14 protein-coding genes and 4 pseudogenes are annotated in these 12,652 nt (G+C 63.2%); 8 read left to right on the top strand and 10 right to left on the bottom strand.

What is annotated here, in order from left to right; translation table 11 throughout:
* The 9 genes and pseudogenes from WS61_RS34145 to WS61_RS35775 form a co-directional block, all read right to left on the bottom strand.
* On the bottom strand, nt 1-165 hold a 165-nt coding region (locus tag WS61_RS34145; protein ID WP_373557135.1), incomplete at its 3' end, for a DUF2827 family protein.
* Nucleotides 166-547: 382 nt separating this feature from the next.
* A pseudogene (locus tag WS61_RS23855) lies at nt 548-889 on the bottom strand (OmpA family protein); the annotation flags it as partial.
* A 245-nt stretch (nt 890-1,134) separates the two neighbouring features.
* Nucleotides 1,135-1,443 (bottom strand): H-NS family nucleoid-associated regulatory protein, encoded by a 309-nt coding sequence (locus WS61_RS23860; protein ID WP_059504093.1) that lies wholly within the window; start codon nt 1,441-1,443, stop codon nt 1,135-1,137.
* Nucleotides 1,444-1,606: 163 nt separating this feature from the next.
* A pseudogene (locus tag WS61_RS23865) lies at nt 1,607-1,903 on the bottom strand (transposase); the annotation flags it as partial.
* Between the two features lie 285 nt (nt 1,904-2,188).
* Nucleotides 2,189-3,427 carry an MFS transporter gene (locus WS61_RS23870; RefSeq protein WP_059504085.1) on the bottom strand — a complete coding sequence of 413 codons (1,239 nt, stop codon included), beginning with the start codon at nt 3,425-3,427 and terminating at the stop codon, nt 2,189-2,191.
* Nucleotides 3,408-3,776 carry a hypothetical protein gene (locus WS61_RS23875; RefSeq protein ID WP_059504087.1) on the bottom strand — a complete coding sequence of 123 codons (369 nt, stop codon included), beginning with the start codon at nt 3,774-3,776 and terminating at the stop codon, nt 3,408-3,410. Before WS61_RS23875 ends, WS61_RS23870 begins: the two co-directional genes overlap by 20 nt.
* A 36-nt stretch (nt 3,777-3,812) precedes the next feature.
* The gene (locus WS61_RS35765) at nt 3,813-4,289 is read right to left on the bottom strand and encodes a helix-turn-helix transcriptional regulator (RefSeq protein ID WP_257127348.1); all 477 of its coding nucleotides are present in this window, start codon (nt 4,287-4,289) and stop codon (nt 3,813-3,815) included.
* A gap of 21 nt (nt 4,290-4,310) precedes the next feature.
* Nucleotides 4,311-4,481 carry a hypothetical protein gene (locus WS61_RS35770; RefSeq protein WP_257127349.1) on the bottom strand — a complete coding sequence of 57 codons (171 nt, stop codon included), beginning with the start codon at nt 4,479-4,481 and terminating at the stop codon, nt 4,311-4,313.
* Nucleotides 4,482-4,489: 8 nt separating this feature from the next.
* Nucleotides 4,490-4,708, bottom strand: coding sequence for a hypothetical protein (locus tag WS61_RS35775; RefSeq protein WP_257127350.1), 219 nt, complete (start codon nt 4,706-4,708; stop codon nt 4,490-4,492).
* A gap of 44 nt (nt 4,709-4,752) precedes the next feature.
* Between WS61_RS35775 and WS61_RS35780 the strand changes: the two genes are divergently transcribed.
* The 6 genes and pseudogenes from WS61_RS35780 (at nt 4,753) to WS61_RS23900 (ending at nt 8,909) form a co-directional block, all read left to right on the top strand.
* On the top strand, nt 4,753-5,679 hold the full coding sequence (locus WS61_RS35780; protein WP_257127351.1) for a hypothetical protein: 927 nt from the start codon (nt 4,753-4,755) through the stop codon (nt 5,677-5,679).
* 7 nt (nt 5,680-5,686) lie between these two features.
* Nucleotides 5,687-5,845 carry a hypothetical protein gene (locus tag WS61_RS35785; protein WP_257127352.1) on the top strand — a complete coding sequence of 53 codons (159 nt, stop codon included), beginning with the start codon at nt 5,687-5,689 and terminating at the stop codon, nt 5,843-5,845.
* 137 nt (nt 5,846-5,982) lie between these two features.
* Complete coding sequence (locus WS61_RS35790) at nt 5,983-6,108, top strand: hypothetical protein (protein WP_257127353.1); 126 nt, start codon at nt 5,983-5,985, stop codon at nt 6,106-6,108.
* A 232-nt stretch (nt 6,109-6,340) separates the two neighbouring features.
* Nucleotides 6,341-7,045, top strand: a complete 705-nt coding sequence (locus WS61_RS23890; protein WP_257127354.1) for an alpha/beta hydrolase — start codon at nt 6,341-6,343, stop codon at nt 7,043-7,045.
* A pseudogene (locus WS61_RS23895) lies at nt 7,042-8,101 on the top strand (FecCD family ABC transporter permease). Before WS61_RS23890 ends, WS61_RS23895 begins: the two are co-directional and overlap by 4 nt.
* Nucleotides 8,094-8,909 (top strand): ABC transporter ATP-binding protein, encoded by an 816-nt coding sequence (locus WS61_RS23900; protein WP_257127355.1) that lies wholly within the window; start codon nt 8,094-8,096, stop codon nt 8,907-8,909. Before WS61_RS23895 ends, WS61_RS23900 begins: the two are co-directional and overlap by 8 nt.
* Before the next feature lie 16 nt (nt 8,910-8,925).
* On the opposite strand, the pseudogene WS61_RS34150 reads toward WS61_RS23900, so the two are convergent.
* A pseudogene (locus tag WS61_RS34150) lies at nt 8,926-9,828 on the bottom strand (phage integrase family protein); the annotation flags it as partial.
* 931 nt (nt 9,829-10,759) lie between these two features.
* On the opposite strand from WS61_RS34150, the gene WS61_RS23905 reads away from it, so the two are divergent.
* Both WS61_RS23905 and WS61_RS23910 read left to right on the top strand, forming a co-directional pair.
* Nucleotides 10,760-11,407, top strand: a complete 648-nt coding sequence (locus tag WS61_RS23905; protein WP_157692781.1) for a hypothetical protein — start codon at nt 10,760-10,762, stop codon at nt 11,405-11,407.
* A complete protein-coding gene (locus WS61_RS23910) occupies nt 11,404-12,417 on the top strand; it encodes a methyltransferase (RefSeq protein WP_059504091.1) in 1,014 nt (337 codons plus the stop codon). Before WS61_RS23905 ends, WS61_RS23910 begins: the two co-directional genes overlap by 4 nt.
* Nucleotides 12,418-12,652 lie beyond the last annotated feature (235 nt).

The raw sequence follows: 12,652 nt of genomic DNA on the forward strand, positions 1-12,652 counted from the left end.
GGGGCCGACGCGATCCGAACGCTTGAGCATCATCGCGAGGAACGCGATGTTCTGGTGAATGCCGTTCTCCCAGATCGCCTGGCCGTCGCGCGCAAACAGCGAGATGCCGACCGCCGGCCGTTGCTTGCGGGTGCCGCTCGCGGCGGTTTCATTGATGTCCGTCACCGGTTGTTTCCTCTGCGGCGTCGTGCGTCCGGGCATCGCGTCGAGCGTCTGGCCGGCAGCGGCGCGCCGTGGATCGTCATGGTTGGATTCGTGCCGGTGCGCCGCCGTGCGCGAATCGGGCGACGGGATTCGCGCGGCCGGCAGCCGGATTCCGGCGTGTCGCCGGCACGCCTCGCACGGCGCGCGTCGGGCAGGCTGCCCCGGCAACTGTCTGCCGGCGATTGTGGCATGGAAACCGCCGGTTTTGGCAGGGCGTGACGAACTTTGACATCGCCGCCGGCCAACGGGAACGGGCGCCGACGAAGCGGCGCCCGGTCGTCCGGCGGCCTGCCGGCGCGGTGGCCCGCCGGCTCGCGCGGCCGCATGAGCGGCCGCAGGCGGCTCAGTGCTGCAGCCGGATTTCGACGCGGCGGTTGCTGGCGCGGCCTTCCGGCGTCGCGTTGGACGCGACCGGATCGGCCTTGCCGCGGCCCGAGACCGTCATCGAGTCGGTCTTCAGCCCGTGCGCCTTCAGATAGGCGGCGACCGATTCGGCGCGGCGCTTCGACAGCGCGAGGTTGTAGTCGTCGCTGCCCACCGAATCGGTGAAGCCGGTGACCGTCACCTGCGAGTACGTGCGATCGGCGCGCTCGCTTAACAGCCGGTCGAGCGATTCGCGCGCGGTCGGTGCGAGCGTCGCGTGATCGGTGGCGAACAGCGCGTCGCCCGACAGGTTCACGCGTTCACTATTGTAGTGAATCGCAACCGCTTTCGCGCCCTGCTCTGCGAGGTCCCGTGCGATCAGCCCGCCCAGATTCTTTGCGCCACCTGCAACCAGAACGACCTTTCCTGCAATCACATGATTCGCCAAAATACTTCTCCATCGATGGCATTGCAACGAGACAGCGCATAGCGACACCATCCATTCTCAACGAGCCGCACAATCATCGCTGCGCTCGCGTCGCCTTCCGAGACGAGGACACTGGGCGGTCAATGCTCATACTTGTCCGAATCGCCGGACGGAATCCTGAACCCTTCAAGATCCTTTCCGATAAGCCAGCGCGGCGTTCTGCCGCGCCCAGACCAAGTAGCTCCGGTTTCCGGATTCCAATACTTGGGCTTGACCTTCGTGCGCGGACGCGACTGCGCGCAATCAACAATCGCCCGGATATCGACTCCGCTTTCCGAAAGCAAGGCCATCACGCGATCCGCGATCAGTCTCGCTTCGTACTCCCGAGCAGCGTCGATATCCTGCTTCAGTTTCTCGAGGTCGGCGAGCAACTCGTTATACGTCTTCATGGAAAAAGCCCCTATACCTTTGACCACGACACCATCCCTGGTCAATTAATATTTGGACAGGCCAGCGTATCATAGATACTCACGAGCCGTTTAGCGCGTGGCGCCGCTCAAACTCAATCGGTGGCCGCTCAAAACTCAATCGGTGAAAGATCGCCGGCGGAACCATACCGACGAACCAATGGAACAGCAGGTTGTACGAAATCTGCTCAACCAGTTGCCGCTCGCTACGGATGCTGTACAGTACTTGCAGCAACATCGCCCGCATCAGCTTCTCAGGCGTGATGCTCGGCCGGCCTCCTTTCACGTCGACTTCATACATCGCCGAGAACTTCGCATCCATCTTCGACAGTGCTTCGTTCAGCCATATCCGGACCTGGCTCAGCGGATGCGCCTGCGGAACAAATTCTTCTAGCCTCACCGTGCTGAACAACGATTCGTTGTAACCGTCCGCACCTCGCATTGGCCTGCTCTTCCTTTATCTCGGGAACCTACATCGTGCAGGACCGACCGAGGTATTTCAACGGTCCGCTAAGAAAGTGAGATAACTGTCGGTCGTGCCGGCTGATGATTTTATGAACTTAAGCAGCAAGTTATGTTGAGCCTAGTTCCGAAATGCGGCAGAAAAGTCACGTGCGATGCCATAGGTCCGATCAACCAGCTAAGCAGAATTCACCGGTTGCCGCCACATGGGTGTTCGGATGTCCAGCCTGGAAATCGAAATGTGTTGAAGTTCGCAGATTCTGCATTACCCCGCCGGCGCACTGCGCCCCGCACCCCAGGCCACGACGAATACGGCCGCGAGCACCGCCCCGATCGCTGAGAACGGCATCGCCGGATGCAGTTCATACAGCATCGTGCCGGCCAGCGGCGCGACCACCATGCTAAGTCCTTGCGCCATCGACATCGCGCCCGCGCACGCGCTCTGCTCGTGTGCCTCGACTCGCGTGCTCGCCAGCGCCGCAACCGCCGGAAACGCGGCACCCATCCCGCACGCCGCGACGAGGTAGCTTGCGCACAGCAGCCACGAGTGGGCGGCCTGCGCCGCCAGCGCCGATACGAACCCTGCCCCCCCCGCCAGCGCCCCCCAGCGCAACCATTGAAGCGGTGCGACCGAGCTCCACCGGCCCACCAGCGACTGTGTCGCGATCAGCCCGATACCCGCACTACCGAGCGCGTAGCCGACCACCATCGATGCGTCGCTCGTCCGCACGTGCAGGCGGTCGATCAGGTAGAAACCCAGCACGCTGTTCGCGATCATCACCGCGCTGTACAGCGCGAACGCGCTGCACCACGGCAAGCGCAAGCGTCGATCGGTCGGTCTCAGCCGGGGCGGCGCCTGCCGCACTGCATGCGCGCTGTTGTCGCGCAGCCGGCGCAACCCCGTCAACCCTGCGAGCGGCAGCAGCGCGAAAACGGCGAGTGCGAAAGCCATGTCGAACCTGGCTAGCCAGCCCGCAAACGGCGGCGCGAGCACCATCCCGATCGCGCCCGCTGCGCCGAATCGCGCAATTGCGGATGCGCGCCCCGTGGCCGGCGTCCGGTCGGCGATCCACGACATGGCTGCAACGGGCAGCCCGGCATAACATCCTCCCATCGCTGCGCGCGTGACGAGCAGCGCGGCAAAACCGGCCCATGCCGGCGGCACCGCGCTGCCACCGGCGCGTAGCGCCCAGCCGACGTAGGCGGTCAGCAGCAGCGAACTCGCGACGAAGCCGACGATCGCCGCGCGCATCGACGGCAATGGGCCACGAGTGTTCGCCGCGCGTCCCCAGCGCGGTGCGGCGATCATCCAGACGAACCCGACGATGCCGATGATCGCACCAATGTGCACGGGCGCGAGATGCATGCGCTTCGCCATCGGGCCGGCGATCGTGATGAATGCGTAGGTGCCGGCCACCATCGCGAAATTGGCCAGCTGCAACGGCAGGAAGGACACGCCGGCGTCGGCCGGCGTGGGCAGGGAGTCAGCAGAAGTCGTCGACACAAAGTGCTCCGATAAAAGAAAGTAAAACGTCGCGCATCAGTGGAAATCGGCGCCATTGTCGGTCAGCCGACGGCGGGCACGCACTAGCGTCCACGGTCGCCCCCCCAGCCGATGCACGGATCGCCTGCTCGCGCCGGCTCACCGTGACGGCGATTTCCTTCAGCGCGGCGGCATCGGGCGACGCGTCTTCGGCCGGCTTGACGACCGCGGCCCGCGCGGTAACGGACGATGCAGCAGCGGGTGTCGCCGCTCGCCCGGAGGTCTGCGCCCGCGCGCACGACACCCCCATCAGATACAGGCCGGCGACAACAACCGGCTTCAACGCAAAGCTTGCGGCTTGACTCGACATGGTGGCTTTCGCGTTCGATAATGAGAATCATTTGCATTATGATACACGAAAGCCACCGAAACCTTTGCGTAAGCATAGAATTCGTTTGAGCGCCGTCACCCTCTGCCGCCAACGGTGGTCGCTGAACCGCGCGAGCGTCGGGGTAACGCCGAAACGGCGCTTGTAGGCCGTTGCGAAATTGGCGGCGCTCGTGTATCCGGCCAGCGCTGCGGCCTGCTTGACGCTCACCGCGTCGCGCTCGAGCGCGAGCCGTGCACGCTGCAAATGATGTTCACGAACGAAGCCGAAAACGGTCGTACCGTAGGCCGCCCGGAACTGACGCTGCATCGCGTTCGCGCTCATTCCCGCGCGCCGTGCGATGTCCTCGAGCGACAGTTCCTGCGCTGCGTCGCTCGCAAGAAACGCGCGCAACTCGGCCATCCGGCGATAGTCGCTCGAGCCGAGCGACGCGTCGGCCGCATGTGCCGCGCCGGTCTCGAGCGGCGCGAACGCCTCCGCGAGCAGTTCGAGCACGCGGCTTTCGAGATAGATCGCCTACAGCATCGGTTGATAGCCCGGCGGCCGCACGATCTGCTCGGCGAGCGCCGTCGCACGCGACGTCGGCTGCCAGAAACGGATCGCGAGATGCGCAGACAGCATCGCGTCGAGTTGCTCCGGCAGGACACCACTGGCCGCCCGCAGATGTCCGAGCCATTCGCCCGACATCGCGAGGCTCAGCGGCCGTGCAACCTGCCCTTGCTGAGCCGCCGGCGAAACGTGTCCGGCGCGACCGCGTTGAGCAGGAAAGACTGCATCCGCACCGCGGGCCGCGCGACTTCGCAGGCCATGCGACCGGTGCGGCGCCCGTCCGTCGTCAACACCACGCGCCGGTCGCCGTACGACACATCGAGCGCGCCCTCGAGCAGCAGGACGAGTGCAGGCCCGGCGAACATTGTCCAGACATCACGGCGTCGAATTCGTCGGTTGCATCGTCCGAATGGACTCGCAGCCCAGGCCGCACCTCGCAGATCCGCGCGACGTGCGCATCGTGTCGATAGCGGTCGGAATGGAGAGCGGCTGGCGTCAGCGCTGTCATATCGTCATTTCCCTCCCGCGCGGGCTGCTCGTGCCCGCGCAAACTATTCTGGCGTTCGATCAAACGGCCGATACCCATGTCGCGGCTTCGGCCCAGTTACAATCAAATACAAATGCTTCTCATTTATATCGTATCGGGAGTCGCGTGAAAAAGACAAGCGGAATGTGGTCGATGCTGGGGGCATGGCTGTGCGGTTGGCTTGTGATGCATGCCGCGCAGGCAGACACGACGACGGTTATAGACCTGGCCGGGCGCCAGGTTCGGATTCCTGCGCGAGTCGAGCGCGTGCTGCTCGGCGAAGGCCGCCTGCTGCCGGCGCTGGCGATCGTCGACGGCGACGATCCGGCCAGCCGGCTCGTCGGCATGATGGGCGATTTCGAGCAACTCGATCCCGGAAGCTACGCACAATGGCTCGCGCGCTTCCCGCGTCTGAAAGACGTGCCGCGGATCGGTCGCTCGCAATCGGGCGGCTTCAGCGACGAGCGCGCCCTCGCGCTACGCCCGCAGGTTGCGATCTTCGGACTCGGTGGCGGCCACGGACCCGGCGAGCGCAACCGCGAGACGCTCGCGCGGCTCGAGGCGGCCGGCGTCGCGATCGTGTTCGTAGACTTCCGTCACGACCCGCTCGCCAACACGCCACGTAGCATCACGCTGTTCGGCCAGGTGCTCCGCGCGCCGCGGCGCGCGGCGGCATACAACACGCTCTGGCAGCAGGAGTTCGACATCGTCCGTACGCGGCTCGCGACCGCGCGACCGCGCGACCGGCCGCGCCAAGCGTACTCCTCGAAAGCCGGGTCGGTCTATCTGGTGACTGCAGCGACACGATGACCGGCATATGGGTCATCTGCTCGACGCTGCCGGTGGCAACAACGTCGCGAAAGGCCGCGTGCCCGGTGAGCGCGGCACGCTGAACCCCGAATACCTGCTGAGCCGCCAGCCCGACTTCTACATCGGCACCGCGGCTCGGTTCAGACGCTGCAAAGCGCGCCGCTGAACGCTGCCGCCCGCTCGCTCGATCGGGCGCTGAAGCGGCCGCAGATCGCGCCGCTGCGCGCAGTCCGCGAACGGCGCGCGTATGCGGTCTGGCATCACTTCTACAATTCGCCGTTCAACGGCGTCGCCGTGCAAGTGATGGCCAAATGGCTGCATCCCGAGCTATTCGCCGATCTCGATCCGCGCGCCACATTCGACACGATGGTACGGCGCTTCCAGCCCGTTCCGCTACAAGGCGAATACTGGGTGCAGGAAGGGTCCTGACATGCGGACGCCCGCCTCGTCCATGCGCCGCTCCCTGCTCGTCACTGGATTGACCGGCCCGCTCGGCGCACTCGCGCCTGCACGCGCCGCCGAAGCCCCCGCGGCCCGGCCTCGACGCCGCGCCGTCCGTCGTCGTGCCGAATAGTCGCCAGTTCGACGTGACAATCGCCGGCCGCACTCGGCGCGTTTTCGTCGCATTGCCGATCGAGCGCTCTGGCACGCCCCCCACCCGGTGCTCACCGTGCTCGACGGCAATGCACTGTTCCCGCTCGCCGCGCAACTCATCCGCAATCGCCGCGCCCGCCCGGACGGAGCACGCGACGCCGAGGCCGTCGTGATCGGCATCGGCTATCCGGTCGACGGGCCCTACGACATGGCCGCGCGCGAGAACGACTACACGCTTGCTCCAAGGCCGGACGGCCGCGGCGTCACCGCCGACCGTTTTCTCGACTTCATTGAGCATGACCCGAAGCCGTGGCTCGCCCGCCAATTGCCGGTCGATCCCGAACGACAAACACTGTTCGGCCACTCGTACGGCGGCCTGCTCACGCTGTACGCGCTGCTCACGCGCGCGCACCTGTTTCGGCGCTACGTGGCAGCAAGCCCGTTGATCTGGTGGGGCGAGCGTGCGCTGCAGCCCTATGCCTACCAGTTTGCCGCGCAAACCGCCCCGCTTGCGCCGCCGCTGCGCGTCCTCGTGATCGCCGGCGGCCTCGAGGAAGGTGCGCCGACTCCTGACGCCGAGCGGATGCGCCGTCAACAGGCGCGCAAGCAGGTCAGCTCCGCCTGCAACTTCGTCTTACGCGTGGGCGCCCGCGCGGGGCTCGACGCTAGGTTCCGGCTGATTGACGGCGAGGATCACGGCGGCGTCGTACCACCGAGCCTCGCGCTCGCGTCATGCATGGTGTTCGAGCCTGCGTCTGGGGCGGCCGCATGAGCACGACGACACCCGTGTCGCCCTTGTCCCTGCGGCTGCGCTACCGCGCGGCGCGTCGGTGCGCTGGTCGCACTGACCTGCGTGCTTTTCGCGCTGCTCGTCATCGATATCTCAACCGGCCCGTCTCCGTTTCCAGTCGTCGACCTGATCGGCGGCCTGTTCCGGCCCGACGACCTGCCGCTCGAACAGAGCGTGATTCGGTGGGACGTGCGTCTGCCATATGCGCTGATGGCCGTGCTGGTCGGCGCATCGCTCGGCTCCGCCGGCGCCGAAATGCAGACCGTGCTGAACAATCCGCTCGCGAGCCCGCTCACGCTCGGCATGTCTGTCGCCGCGAGCGTCGGCGCGTCGCTCGTCGTGACTTCGGGCTGGCATCTGGTGCTGTGGAACGAGAACGTCGCACTGTCGCTCGGCGCATTCGCGTGCGCGGGCGCGTGCTGTGCGACGCTGCTGATTGTCTGGCTCGCATAGCGGCACGGCGCGACAGCCGAAACCGTCGTGCTGTTCGGCATCGGCCTGATGTTCAGCTTCGAGGCGCTGCTGTGGCTGCTGCAGTTCATAGCCGACGCGAATGCGTTGCAGGAGATCGTGTTCTGGAGCATGGGTAGCCTCGCGCGCGCGACGTGGGGCAAGATCGCGCTGCTGACCTGCGTATTTGCCACCTGCGCGTTGTGGGCGCGGTTCGAGGTCGCGTCGCTCACGGCGCTACGCGCCGGCGATGAGCAGGCGCGCAGCATGGGCATCGCGGTCGAACGGCTGCGGCTCGTCGCGCTCGTGCGCATCAGCCTGTTGTCTGCGACGACGCTATCGTTCGTCGGCACGATCGGCTTCGTCGGCCTCGTCGGGCCGCACGTCGCGCGGCTGCTGGTCGGCGACGAACATCGCTACTACCTGCCCGGCGCGGCACTCGCCGGCACGATCATGCTAGCCGGCGCATCCGTGCTCAGCAAGACACTGATTCCCGGCGTGACACTGCCTATCGGTATCATCACCGCGCTGGTTGGCGTGCCGATGTTCATGCTGCTCGCAAGCCGCCACAGGAGGCTCGATGGCTGACCCGATGCTGCATCTCGACGCGCTGCGGGTCTGCTACGGCGCCCGGGCCGTACTCGACGGGCTGTCGCTAGCACCGGTCGAGCCGAGCACGATGGTCGGACTGCTTGGGCCGAACGGCGTCGGCAAGTCAACGCAGCTACGCGCGCTAGCCCGGGTCGCGACCGCGACCGGCCGCGCGGATTTCGGCGGATTCGACCTGCTGCGCGGGCCGCGCCGCGACCACATGCGGCAGGTCGGCTATCTGCCGCAGGTTATACCGCAGTCGTCCTCGCTGCTCGCGTACGAAGCCGTGCACAGCGCGCTGCGCGCCACCTGTGGCGGCCTGTCCGACACGGCATGCGACCAGCGGTTGCAACAGGTATTCACGCGGTTGTGGCTGCACACGCTGGCGATGTCGCCGCTCGATCGCTTGTCGGGCGGCCAGCGTCAGATGGTCGGGCTCGCGCAGGTTCTCGTGCGCAACACGCCGCTGCTGCTGCTCGACGAGCCGACCAGCGCACTCGACCTGTGGTGGCAATTGCTCGCGCTCGAAGCCGTCAGCGACGCGGCCAGCCAGCGCTGGCGCAATCTTGCTGGTCGCGATGCACGACCTGAATCTTGCGTCGCGTTTCTGCGACCGGCTCGTGTTGCTGGGCAGCGACGGACTTGTCGCGGACGGCGCGCCGCCCGACGTGCTGACGCCGTCGAATCTGCGGCACGCATTTCGCGTCGATGCGCGGGTCGAGCGCACGACCTCGGGCGACTATGTCGCGCTAACCGAGCGCGCGATTCTGGAGGAATCCACGCTCGGCTACGACGCTTGAGTTGAAAATGCAATAAAGAAACTAATTGCGATCCCGTACGCCAAACGCCGGATCGAACTGCCGGACCCGCTGCACCTCGTCGCTGTGCAGGTAGGTCAACGTCGTCGAGATTGATGAGTGCCGCAGGTTGTCCCGTGCCAAGATCATCCAGTGCGGCCCGAGCCAGCGACGCCAAGGCGACCTTGCAGAACTTGCCCCCTTTGCCGATCACGTGAAGCCAGTCATCACCACTCGTCTCGTCGGATATCGCCAAGCGTCGCGCCGACCAGCTCGTTCGCGCGCAGGCCGGTCGCGTAGCCGAAGTCGAGCAGGAAGCGCAGCCCCAGTGCGCGCCGACTCACTCCAGCCGTACGACTATTCGAGGCCGCCGGCAATCGTCAGCGGCCATTCGCCCATGGAGAATCCCCACGACAGGTCCAGTCCGGCGCGTAGCTCTTGATCTTGACGCCGGCGAACGGGGGCGCGAGTACGTAGCGCTGCTCAACCGACCATCGAAACAGCGACGACAAGACGTTCACAGCATACTCTGCCGAGGGCGCGCTGGGCCAACCCAGCGCTCGCGCAGCGTTTGCCGACGCAGGAAACCCCGGTAGGCGATTGCATCGTCGGGGGGGGGGGCACGACTATAGAGCGCAACCACGCCCTACTGTCGCCCACATGATCAGGCGTTCGGCAGGCGGATTGCGGGACATGAAACTGGCCGCGCGAACCTTCGGCCGCATGCGGCACCTAAGCAGTTCCCACGGCACGACGCCACCCGAAGATGTTGCGACGATCAATGCCCGTGCACGCTCGGTCAGCGCCGGATGCGAGACGAAGAACGCATCGATGCGGCGTGCCGGCGACGCCGAGTCCGGCGATCGTCGGCCACCACCGAAGGCGCCATGGAATCCGTACCGTCAGGTCCCCGGATGTCCGAATACCGCATCGATGCGGGGTGGCTGGCCGGTCCAGCACGAGGCACAGCCAGGCCGCCAAATGCTGACCATTTCGGCGCTGCCGGCCGTCGCCATCCCCGGACACGATGACTGTCGCGGTGATCGGAGCGATACCGGGAATCGCAGCGATTCTCTTGCAGAGCTACGACTGCCTCATGACCTTTAGGTGCTGCAACTATTCGGTCAGCAGCGTCTGGCAAAACGACCTCAGTTCGTCGGCGCAGGTGCTTGATTGTTCGGATCGACGGGCAACAGGAAGAACCGAAACGCGCCCCATGATCACTCGTGCGTGTCTTTCGACTCATGGATCGCCGTCGAATGGTCCGGCGCCTGCGGTTCTCGGATGCAAGAGCAGCCTTGCGCACCCCTCGTCCCTCGCATTTTCGGGGTGCGATCAGTTGAAGTAGCTTGCGTCTTATTTACGGGCGTCGTGAACGTTGCCGCAATCGCGCTTCGGCGCGTCAGCCCTAAGATGTAGATGCTAGCTAGCGGCCCTGCTTGCATTCGATGACGCGTCTAGCGTCTTTGCGTATTGACCAGCAGCTGTCGGAAATGTCTGCTTTCGACCGACACGAAATCATTGATTTGCAGATTGGCATGACCTCAAATAATTAAACAATGATTCGCTTAATTTCGAGATTGTTGCGCAAAATATTGGTGCTGCTTTCTTGAAAGGCGCATCGGGGTGTCCTATATTGTGTATAGTGCGTAAGAAATCGTCGATGACGAGCTTCCGTTTTATTGATTTCGAGCTTCTCTTCTGCTGTCGGCAATGTTGATTTTTTGGAGAAAAGAAAAATATATTCTCGCCCTCTTTCAGATGTGATAATTTATTACGATGGTCTTTCTCCGAAAAGGTCGACCAGATTCTCTGACACCTTCGCGCTGCATTAATCATGATCCCGGATGGCGTTTCCATGAAGATGGTGCTTACCCATATCATGCGCAAAAAACACGCATATTCAAATCTGCCGCTATTTGAATGCCCGCGTGACGAAAGTTCTCTTACACCAGTGAAGCTCGGCTTTATGTCAGGTTTTGCGTTTTTTATCATGGCATTTGGCGATCTCAATCGATATATGTTGCGTAGCTTATCGGCAAGGGACATCTACCAGGAACGAGTGAACGCACATATCTACGAAGATGATCATCACTGGCCGTGGTTTCTCAAATATTTTGAAAGGCTGGGCTGGAGCCGGATCACAAATTCCACCGATGCATTGCGCGCGCGGTGGTCCGAGGATACCCATCATAACCGCTTGCTCATGTACGAATTATGCGTGAACGTGACGGGCAGCAACAGTGTCGAGAAACTCGCTGTCATCGAAGCAATCGAAGAGACGGGAAATGCGCTGTTTGCACTGACCACGCGTTTGGCCGACGCTGTACAGGACCAGACGGATATCGAACTGCGATACATGGGCGCGTTCCATTTCGCCCTTGAATCGGGACACATGCAAGACGGAGAACACGCCGATCCGGCTCGCATCGAGTTGAGCGATGAGGAGCACGGTCGTTGCATCGCATTAGTTGATCGGCTTTTTTTTGACGAGGTGACATCATGATCCACCACGCGTGGAGCCGAAACGACACGGCCGCATACGATGTCGCATTCGGCCTATTCATCTATCCGGCAATGTTGATCGCCCATCGGCTCGGATTGTTTCGCCGGCTCGGCGAGGGACCCTGCACACTTCTAGAAATTAGCTCGACACTTGGGCTTGCTCGGCGTCCAACTGAAGCATTGGCAAATGCGGCTGTCGCGCTAGGCTTTGTTCATCGCGACGGGAAAGAGTACCGCTTGACGACTCTCGGAGAATGCCTGCTTCTGGAAGGCAGCCCGACCTATTTCGGTGCTTTCTGGGATTTGATGTACGACAACGCCAAAACCTATTCCCTCGAGGGACTCGAAGAGGCACTGCGACGCAACGAGCCGAAGGCCTACGGCGAGCCCGATATTTTCCGCACCCATGAGGAACAGCACGAACTTGGTATGCGGTTCACTCGGGCCATGCAAAGCTCGAGTGTCATGCATGCACTCGCGTGGCCAACGCGTCTTGATCTTGGACAGCATCGTGTGATGCTCGATATTGGCGGAGGTTCAGGGGCCCATTTGACCGGCGCGTTGTCAACGTGGCCCGAATTGCGCGGCACGTTGTTTGACTTGCCTGCGGTTTGCAAACTTGCGCGAGGGTTTATTGATGCAGCGTTATCCGATCGCATTACCCTTCATCCTGGGGATATGTGGAGAGATCCATACCCTCCCGCAGATCTTCATTTCTATTCCAATATCTTCCATGACTGGACGCCGGAGAAAAATGCGATTCTCGCGTGCAAGAGTTTTGAAGCGCTACCAGTAGGTGGAAGAATCATTTTGCACGAAGTGCTTTACCGTGACGACAAGAGCGGACCGCTCGCCGCGGCCGGTTTCAGCTTGATGATGATGGGTTGGACCGAAGGCGAGCAGTACACGTCTGCCGAGTTGACATCTGTGTTGAAAACGGCGGGATTCGCGTCCGTCAATGTAGTGCCGAGCCTGGGTTACTACAGTCTGGTGACTGGAGTAAAAGAGTAAAGCGCTCCCGGAGCGTCATGCGAAACCTGTTATGTTACGGCATCCCGCTTCCGCGCCGCTTGGATATGCTTTTGGGTCGTTGGCGAGACTGTGAACAGGACCTTGAATCGCCGAGCGCCTTCAGGACTTGAATCGATCGACTCGTTGAACAAGCGCGCCGGGCCTGTCAGGAATTTTGTGTTTAAGGCATAACATGCTCCCAAGGAGAGTTTATGCCTCGCAAACCGAAAGCCCA

It is taken from the genome of Burkholderia sp. ABCPW 11 (assembly GCF_001523445.1).
In the GTDB taxonomy this organism is placed as follows: domain Bacteria; phylum Pseudomonadota; class Gammaproteobacteria; order Burkholderiales; family Burkholderiaceae; genus Burkholderia.

Bases quoted from the DNA above. Each gene is read 5' to 3' on its own strand.
- WS61_RS23905 (WP_157692781.1), top strand. From the start codon at position 10,760: ATGAAGATGGTGCTTACCCATATCATGCGCAAAAAACACGCATATTCA.
- WS61_RS35790 (WP_257127353.1), top strand. From the start codon at position 5,983: ATGGCCAAATGGCTGCATCCCGAGCTATTCGCCGATCTCGATCCGCGC.
- WS61_RS23875 (WP_059504087.1), bottom strand. From the start codon at position 3,776: ATGTCGAGTCAAGCCGCAAGCTTTGCGTTGAAGCCGGTTGTTGTCGCC.
- WS61_RS23860 (WP_059504093.1), bottom strand. From the start codon at position 1,443: ATGAAGACGTATAACGAGTTGCTCGCCGACCTCGAGAAACTGAAGCAG.
- WS61_RS35785 (WP_257127352.1), top strand. From the start codon at position 5,687: ATGGGTCATCTGCTCGACGCTGCCGGTGGCAACAACGTCGCGAAAGGC.
- WS61_RS23910 (WP_059504091.1), top strand. From the start codon at position 11,404: ATGATCCACCACGCGTGGAGCCGAAACGACACGGCCGCATACGATGTC.
- WS61_RS35775 (WP_257127350.1), bottom strand. From the start codon at position 4,708: ATGTTCGCCGGGCCTGCACTCGTCCTGCTGCTCGAGGGCGCGCTCGAT.
- WS61_RS35780 (WP_257127351.1), top strand. From the start codon at position 4,753: ATGGACTCGCAGCCCAGGCCGCACCTCGCAGATCCGCGCGACGTGCGC.
- WS61_RS35770 (WP_257127349.1), bottom strand. From the start codon at position 4,481: ATGTCGGGCGAATGGCTCGGACATCTGCGGGCGGCCAGTGGTGTCCTG.
- WS61_RS23900 (WP_257127355.1), top strand. From the start codon at position 8,094: ATGGCTGACCCGATGCTGCATCTCGACGCGCTGCGGGTCTGCTACGGC.